The organism is Pseudomonas sp. SDO55104_S430 (assembly GCF_054070595.1).
On record NZ_JBSVXG010000289.1, the window covers coordinates 1 to 6,149 of the forward strand.

Consider the following 6,149-nt stretch of genomic DNA (forward strand, 5'->3'; position numbering starts at 1 on the left):
ACAAGGCCTTGGTTGTACCGCAGAACCAGTGTGGGAGCGGGCTTGCCCGCGATGGGGCCAGCACAGTCGCAACGGATCTGAACTGGAACAAGGCAACAGGCATATGTCCTCACGCGTCGCCAGCAAGTCGTCGGCCATCCCCGTCCACCACGCCACCTCCCCGGCGCTGCTGATCCCCACCCTGCTGCTGTTCGTTTCCGGCGCCGCCGCGCTGGTGTATCAGGTGCTGTGGATCAAGCAGCTGTCGCTGGTGGTGGGTGTCGAGGTGTACGCCATTACCACCGGGATCAGCGCTTTTTTTGCCGGCCTCGCGTTGGGTGGATTGTGGTTCGGGCGCTGGGCCGACCGCTTGCAGCAACCGGCGCTGTTGTACGCCGGGCTGGAAGTGCTGGTGGCGGTGCTCGGGGTGGGTGCGACTTTCGCCATGAGCCTCGCGGCCAGTCCCTTTGCCTGGCTGGAAGAACATGTGGGCCTGCTGGCCTGGGTCCTGCCGTTTGCGCTGGTGGGGCTTCCCGCCGTGCTGATGGGCGGCACGCTGCCGGTGTTGGTGCGTTCGCTGGCCAGCGATCCGCAGCAACTGGGCAAGGCCGGCGGCCAGCTCTATGCGGCGAACACCGCCGGGGCCATCGCCGGCACCCTGCTCGCCGGGTTCGTGCTGATTGCCGCGCTGGGCGTGCGTGGCAGTGCGTTGTTCGCGGCGATGCTCAACTTGCTGGCCGCCGCCGGGGCCCTTTGGTTTCAGCGCCAGAGTCTGTTGGTGAGCGATGCACCTGCCAAACATCATGAGGAAAAGGCGCCGGATCGCCTGGCGCTGTGGCTGTACGCGATTGCCGGCGGGGTGGCCCTGGGTTACGAAGTGGTCTGGTCGCAATCGATCGTGCAGTTCATGAGTACCCGCACCTACGCCTTTGCCGTGGTGCTGGCGACCTATCTCACCGGGCTGTTTCTCGGCAGCCTTCTGCTTGCCCGTCGGGTCGATCGCCTGCGCGATCCCTGGGGCGTGTTCGGTTTGTTGATTGCCGGCGCCGGGTTGATCGCGCTGCTGGAAATCGCCCTGCTGGGACGCTGGCTGGTGCTGGCGCAAAGCGTCGTCGAGGCCTGGGTCCTGTCGATGGGTGCCAGCAAACTGGTGGGCATGAGTGCGCGTTTTTCGGTGGCGGCGTTGAGCATCGTGTTCATACCCACCCTGCTGCTGGGTGCGGCGTTTCCCGTGGCTTTGCGCTTGAGCGTTGGCCGCGAGCATGTCGGGCGGAATGTCGGCGAAGTGGTGGCGTTCAACACCCTGGGCGGGATCATCGGCGTGATGCTCTGCGGCTTTGTGCTGATTCCGCTGCTGGGGCTGGTGCGCACTTTGGGTTTGCTGGCGATCATCGCCGCCGCGATTGGTTACTTTGCTGTGCGCAAGGGCCATGGTGTCAGTAAAGGTCGACGGCAGGCGGTGGTCGTTATCGGCCTGGTCGCCGTGGCTGTCGCGGTATTTACCCCGGTCGGCAAACTCGCCAGCCTGTTGCCGGGCGCCCGCAACGGCAATATCACTTTTTATGAAGAAGGACGCGGCGGCACGGTCGCCGTGGTCAGTCAGGGCAAGGGCCAGAAAACCTTCCAGCGTCTGTATATCCAGGGCGTGTCCAACACCGGCGACGCGATGCCGTCGCTGCGCTACATGCGAATTCAGGCGTTGCTGCCGCTGTTGATCCATAACGGCGAACCGCGCTCGGCACTGGTGATCGGCTTCGGCACCGGCATCACCGCCGGCGCCCTGACCCGCTATCCGGGGCTGGAACATCGCGTGGTCGCCGAACTGCTGCCGTCGGTGGTCAAGGCCGCGCCGCTGTTCAAGGGCAATTTCAATGCTGCCGCCGACCCGGGCGTCGACGTGCGCCTGCGGGACGGTCGCCAGGAACTGCTGCGCAATCCCCAGCGCTATGACCTGATCACCCTCGAACCCCCACCGCCTTCCGCCGCTGGGGTGGTCAATCTGTATTCCCGGGATTTCTACCAACTGGCCGCCAGCCGCTTGCAGAAACAGGGCCTGGTGGCGCAGTGGCTGCCGCTGCCGACGCAGAACATCGACGATTCGCGCTCGCTGGTGCGCAGCTTCCTCGACGTATTCCCCTACGCCAATGTCTGGACCAGCGAGTTCCACGAGATGCTGCTGGTGGGATCGCTGGAGCCGATCGAACTGGATGCCGCGAAGATCGGCGCACGGTTCCAGCAGGACAGCGTGCGCGGCACCTTGCAGGATGTCGGCATCGGTTCGGCGCCGGCCCTGCTCGCCACCTGGGTGACCGATCGTGAAGGTCTCGAACGCTTCGCCGCCGACGCGCCAACGGTGACCGACGATCAACCGCGCATCGAATACGCGCCGTGGGTGCGTGCCAAGGAAATCACCCGGGTGCTGCCGGCATTACTGGACCTGCATATCGCGCCGCCGCTGCTCAATGCCGATGCGGCTTTCACCGAGCGCATGGACATTCATCGGCAACGGCTGATGCAGTTCTATCGGGCCAGCCTGCATGCCTACGATGGGGACCGCGATGCGTGGGGGCGGGATATCCGCGAGGTGATGCGGGGTGATGGGGGGAATCCGTATTACCGGTGGTTTGTTGAGGAATGAGGAAGATCAAAATGTGGGAGCGGGCTTGCTCGCGAAGGCGGTGTGTCAGTCACCATCAATGCTGATTGTGCGGGCCTCTTCGCGAGCAAGTCGAATCGTCGCACCGCCGCTCCCACAGGGGGACCGCATTTACTTCCATACATTTGACAGACACTGACCATCCGGCAAAGCTGAACCAGCCTGAACGCGAACCTGGACTACGGAAGTCGTAATGCCGACAGATAAAAACAAAACACAAACCGCAAAGCCCGATTCGCCACCGACCCCGATCAACCGCTACCTGTTTCCCGTCATCATCGGCGTCCTGCTGCTGGCGGTGGTGGGTATCGGCTGGTTTCTGTTCGGCAGCAAGCCGGTTCCGGTTGTCACCTATGCGCCGGTCAGCAAGCCCGCCGTACAACAACCGGTCAAACCGCAGCCTGTCGCCATGGCGCCGGCCACCATGGTCGACGAACAGCAATGCCAGGGCTGCCACAGCGCCCAGGTCAAGGACTGGCAAGGCTCGCACCACCAACTGGCGATGCAGGCGGCCAGCGCCGAGACCATGCTCGGCGATTTCAACAACGTCACCTTCAAGGCGGATAACGAAACCACCCGATTCTCGCGCAAGGACGATGGCTTCTGGGTCAACACCCCGGGCATCGACGGCAAGAATGCCGACTTCAAGGTCGCCTATACCTTCGGCATCGCGCCGTTGCAGCAATACCTGATCGAGGTCGGCGATGGCCGCCTGCAGGCGCTAGGCGTGGCCTGGGATACCGAGAAGAACCGCTGGTTCCACCTCTATCCAGGCCAGGGCGTGACCTTCAAGGACCCGCTGCACTGGAGCAAACCGAGCCAGAACGCCAACTTCATGTGCGTCGAGTGCCACACCACCGGCTACAAGCGCAATTTCGATGCGGCGAAAAACACCTTCGACAGTCAGTGGAACAGCCTCGGCGTTGGTTGCCAGGCCTGCCACGGCCCTGCATCCAACCACTTGCAGTGGACCGAGAAAAAGACCGACCTGATCCACGCCGGATTCGCCGTCGACCTCAAGGACAAGAACGCCACGGTCGAGATCGAAACCTGCGCCCGTTGCCACGCCCGTCGCGCGCCATTGGGCGATGGCTACACCGTCGGCAAGCGTCTGATGGACGATTATCTGCCCAGCGTACTGACCCGCGAGTTGTACGCGCTGGACGGCAAGATCAAGGACGAGGTGTTCGAGCACGGTTCTTTCGCCCAGAGCAAAATGTTCGACAAGGGCGTGCGGTGCAGCAATTGCCACAACCCCCACAGCGAACAGCTCAAGGCGCCGGGCAACGGTGTCTGCCTGCAATGCCACAACACGGCGGGCAAGACTTCGGTCGAAGGGGTCGATGGCAAAGGCCTGCAAGCGAAGAACTACGATTCGGTCGAACACACCCGTCACACCATGGGCCAGCCGGGCTCGCAGTGTGTCGATTGCCACATGCCGGGCAAGTTCTACATGGGCAATGACTTCCGGCATGATCACAGTTTCAGCATCCCCAACCCTGAACGTGCGCAGAAGCTCGGCACCCCGGATGCTTGCCTGACCTGTCACCAGGGCAAGGCCGGTGACAAGGTCACCGAGCAGTTCAAATTGTGGAGCGCTGAGAATGCGCCGCAAGCCCCGCGTTACGACGAGAGCCTGTGGCTGATTCGCAATGGTCAGGCGGGCGCGGCGCAGGCGCTGTTCGAACAATTGCAGCGTAGTAATCTGCCGGCGATTCAGCGGGCGACCTTGCTGGCGGAGTTGCCCGCCTACCCCAGCGAACAGGCGCTGAAACTGGCCAGCAAAGACCTGAACAATCCGGCACCGCAGGTGCGTGAAAGTGCCGTGCATGCGGTCAGCGCCTTCCTGCCGCCGCCGGATCGGGCACAGTTGCTGGCACCGTTGCTGAACGATCCGGTGAAAGCCGTGCGCATCGCCGCGGCGCGGGATTTGCTCAGCGTGGCTCGCAATGGCCTGGGCGCTGCGCAAGGAAGCTGGAACAGTGCCATCGCCGAGTACGAGGAGGTGCAGAAAAGCCTGCTCGAGCGCGCGGAAGCCAATCTCAATCTGGCGTTGCTGTATCAGGCCAGTGGACGCAATGGCGAGGTGGAAGGCCTGCTGCGCTCGGCGCTGCTACGGGATCCGGACTTCTACCCGGCGCTGGTGACGCTGGTGCAGTGGCTGGAGGGCAATAGCCGCAATCAGGAGGCGCAAACGCTGCTGGCGCAAAGCCTGAAAGAACACCCCGACGCCGCCCTCTTGCAACACACCCAAGGCCTGGCGCTGGTACGCGCCGGCCAGACCGCCCAAGCCATGCCCTACCTGCACAAGGCCGCGCAACTCGAACCTCAGACCGCGCAATACGCTTACGTGCTGGCAGTGGCGCTGCATGACAGCGGCAAGGTCGATGAAGCCTGCGCAGAGCTCGAACGCCTGTTGAAACTCGACCCCACCAACCGCAACGCCCGCCTGGCGCTGATCCAGTACTACCTCAACAACGGCCAGGAGCCCAAGGCCCAGGTGCTGTTGCAGGGCTGGAAGAAAATGAACATGGGGGACCCGGCCTTGAAGTGACAGGGTGATGTACCCACCACATCATTCCTGAATGACATAAACCTGTGGCGAGGGGGCTTGCCCCCGTTGGGCCGCGAAGCGGCCCCAAAACCTGCCATCGAGATCTTTCAGGCACACCGCATTTGGCAGAATTTGCGACTGCTGCGCAGCCGAACGGGGGCAAGCCCCCTCGCCACATTGCCCCATCGCCCGTTCAAAAGACCATCCTATCCATTCGATTTTACGTGATATCACTGCGCCATCAGTGGTAAAGTTCACGTCGCTTCCCCCCCCCCCCGCTTCAAACGAGGTCTGCATGACGCCCGCCTCGGCCAATGACGGCAAAACCCTGTACCAAGGATCAACAATGCAATCCCTGCGCAAGTTTTTCACCCTCTCTGCCCTGACCACCACCCTCCTGATGTCCGGCTGCGCCAGCATCGTCGGCGACAGCAAATACCCGGTGAACGTATCGAGCACTCCGAGCGGTGCCAACTTCACCATCCAGAACAAACAAGGCATCGTTGTTCACAACGGTTCCACGCCCAACACGGTGACGCTGCCATCAGGCCGTGGTTACTTCAAAGGCGAAACCTACACCATCACCTTCAAGAAAGACGGTTACGCCGACACCAGCACCACGCTGGATACCAGCATGAGCGGCTGGTACTGGGGCAACATCCTGATTGGCGGCCTGATCGGCATGCTGGTGGTCGACCCGATGACCGGCGCCATGTACAAACTGCCGGAAGATGCCGCCGGCAACCTCGGCAGCCCGCTGGCTGGCGAAGCGCCGAAGAATCTGACCCTGCTGGAAATCGATCAGCTGTCGCCGGCCGATCGCGCGGCGCTGGTTCGCATCAATTAAGAACGGCACCCCCTGTAGGAGCGCTTGCTCGCGATGGAGTCAAGAACACCACGGGGCATCAGGCTTCCCGCGTTATCGTTGACGACCATCGCGAGCAAGCTCGCTCCTACAGG

The 6,149-nt window shown here is 62.7% G+C and carries 3 protein-coding genes; all 3 read left to right on the plus strand.

Going from position 1 to position 6,149, the window contains the following annotated elements:
• The first annotated feature begins 103 nt into the window (after positions 1 to 103).
• Positions 104 to 2,617 (plus strand): fused MFS/spermidine synthase, encoded by a 2,514-nt coding sequence (locus tag ACW9JE_RS27710; RefSeq protein WP_457434567.1) that lies wholly within the window; start codon positions 104 to 106, stop codon positions 2,615 to 2,617.
• 211 nt (positions 2,618 to 2,828) lie between these two features.
• Positions 2,829 to 5,189, plus strand: a complete 2,361-nt coding sequence (locus tag ACW9JE_RS27715) for a tetratricopeptide repeat protein (RefSeq protein ID WP_457434568.1) — start codon at positions 2,829 to 2,831, stop codon at positions 5,187 to 5,189.
• Between the two features lie 295 nt (positions 5,190 to 5,484).
• Entirely contained in the window at positions 5,485 to 6,036 is a 552-nt protein-coding gene (locus tag ACW9JE_RS27720; protein ID WP_457434569.1) for a hypothetical protein, read from the plus strand.
• Positions 6,037 to 6,149: the final 113 nt, after the last annotated feature.